At 38.8% G+C, this 2,100-nt stretch carries 2 protein-coding genes and 1 pseudogene; all 3 read right to left on the bottom strand.

Translation table 11 applies throughout. The annotated features are described in order from the left end of the window. Positions 1-477, bottom strand: a 477-nt coding sequence (locus RT405_RS10450; protein WP_313469553.1) for a DNA-processing protein DprA, incomplete at its 3' end; no start/stop codon positions are given. Positions 478-917: 440 nt separating this feature from the next. Next, positions 918-1,700: a ribonuclease HII gene (locus RT405_RS10445; RefSeq protein WP_313469552.1), complete on the bottom strand. Its 783-nt coding sequence runs from the start codon at positions 1,698-1,700 to the stop codon at positions 918-920. 1 nt (position 1,701) lies between these two features. After that, a pseudogene (gene rbgA, locus RT405_RS10440) lies at positions 1,702-2,100 on the bottom strand (ribosome biogenesis GTPase YlqF); the annotation flags it as partial.

Genomic DNA, 2,100 nt, shown 5'->3' with positions numbered 1-2,100 from the left:
TTGGTGAACTGCATAATCAATTCCTTTGGCTAATCCGCTGACCAGAACAAAGTCGTTTTCTATCAATTCAGGAAGCAATTGGTCTAAAATAAAGATGCCATATGCCGTATTTTCCCTAGCTCCTACAACCGCTAACAGCTTCTGTTCCAACAAAGCTAAGTTTCCTTGATAAAAAAGAACAACAGGAGGATTGTAAATTTGTCTTAAATATTCAGGATAGCGGTTATCTAATATCGTCAACCAATGAATGTGTTCTTTTTTATACCGATCCATCACTGCTTCTAGTTGAATAGCTGCATAACTGTTTAGAAAAATGGCAGTATTCTTTGAGGATAAGGCTGCTTTTATTGCCAGTTGTGCAGCAGATAAATCAGGATCATCCAATAAAGCTGTTAACATTCGAATTTGGGTGATGGGACCTACTCCCCGGCAATGTGCTAGATGAAAAATTTTGTTTCTTAGTAAATGGTCTTCCATTCTGTTTACTCCTTTTCCTAGTAGTAGTTGTGACGCTAACATCAAAAGTACTATCCGCAAGATCATCACCTTTTCATTTATTTCAAAAAAAGATTCTACGATATTTGACGTTGGTCAGTAACGAAATTGTGTTCTTTTAATTCAAAACAACTTAGAAACACTTTTCAGAAACTTGCGAAGGAATAGGGGGCTTGCCGCCATGAAAAGGATGCAACGAGAATTACTTAGCGTCAGGCTTTAGCAGCTACGCTAAGTTTGACGCTTGCAGTTTTGAGACGTCTTCGGCTCAAAACGGTCCCATGGCTTACCACAAGCAACCCCATAGGCCGGAGATAGTTTCCTTACCAACTCTAGAAATTAGAGAACCAAAAGAAATAGAGTACGGATGAGACAACAGTCTTATCCGTACTCTATTTCTTAATTCTTTTTCGTAACGTGTTTTAAAATTGAGTTAATTTATCTCTCACTGGAGCAAAAGAATGGCGGTGAATAGGACAGACTCCTAATCGGTCCAATCCCTCTAAGTGATTTTTAGTTCCATACCCTGCATTTTTAGCAAAGTCATAGCCCGGATAGAGAAGATCGTACTCAGCCATTATTCGGTCACGGGTCACTTTTGCGATAATACTAGCCGCTGCAATCGACAGACTTTTAGCATCTCCTTTAACGAAACTTTCTTGCGGAATCGCTGTAGGCAATTGCATTGCATCAATTAAAAGATGGTCGGGAACGATCGGTAACTGCTGGATAGCCTCTAACATAGCCAATTTAGTAGCCTGGTAGATGTTTACTTCATCAATAATCCCATGTTCTTTTATGCCAATACCGATCCCTAAAGCAGTTGCTTGAATTTCATCAAATAATTGTTCTCGTTTTTTATGGGAAAGCTGTTTTGAGTCATTGATCCCCAAAATAGAAACATCTTTTGGTAAGATGACTGCTGCTGCTACCACTGGTCCAGCTAAAGGACCACGTCCGACTTCATCAATTCCAGCAATCCTAACATCCTCTTGGTTGGTCCACAAACGGTTTTCAATCTGCAGCATTCTTTGTTGTTGTTCTTTTAAATCCTGCTGTTTCTTAAAACTTTTTTCCCATGATTTTAAAGCTGCGGCGACTCCTTTTCTTGGATCAGCTTGAAGAACAGTCAATTGTTCATCAAGTGGATGGTCAATCGTTAAAAGCAGTTTTTTAATAGCTGCAATCGATAAAGGTTTGTCCATCTTATTTTTCACCTGTTTCTGATAAGGGGGTAGACGGAAGTGTATCAAGTGTATAACGGCCTACTTTTCCATTTCGTATTTCATAAATAATCATTTCAGCTGCACGGCTGTAATCTTCTCTAAAGCCTCTTCTTTCACTAATCAACATTAACAACTCTGGAGGTGTCAAAGCCAACTCTGCTGCCGATAACTTATAGCGAGCCGCTAAATTTTCGGGATAATTTTTTTGAAATCTTTCTATTCCATATAAAGCTATATCATCCAACTGCAAAATAGTATCTTTTATGGCACCTGTCAAAGCTAATTTTTTACCTGTTTCTGGATCTTCGAATTTTGGCCATAAAATACCCGGCGTATCCAATAAGTCCAGTTCTTTATTTAATCTTAACCACTGTTGTGC

Source organism: Carnobacterium sp., assembly GCF_032094055.1.
Lineage (GTDB): Bacteria > Bacillota > Bacilli > Lactobacillales > Carnobacteriaceae > Carnobacterium_A.
The sequence above is the reverse complement of the archived record's forward strand: the minus strand, read 5'-3'. Positions and strand labels throughout refer to the sequence as shown.

Coding starts and splice junctions, on each gene's coding strand:
- RT405_RS10445 (WP_313469552.1), bottom strand. CDS start 1,700: ATGGACAAACCTTTATCGATTGCAGCTATTAAAAAACTGCTTTTAACG.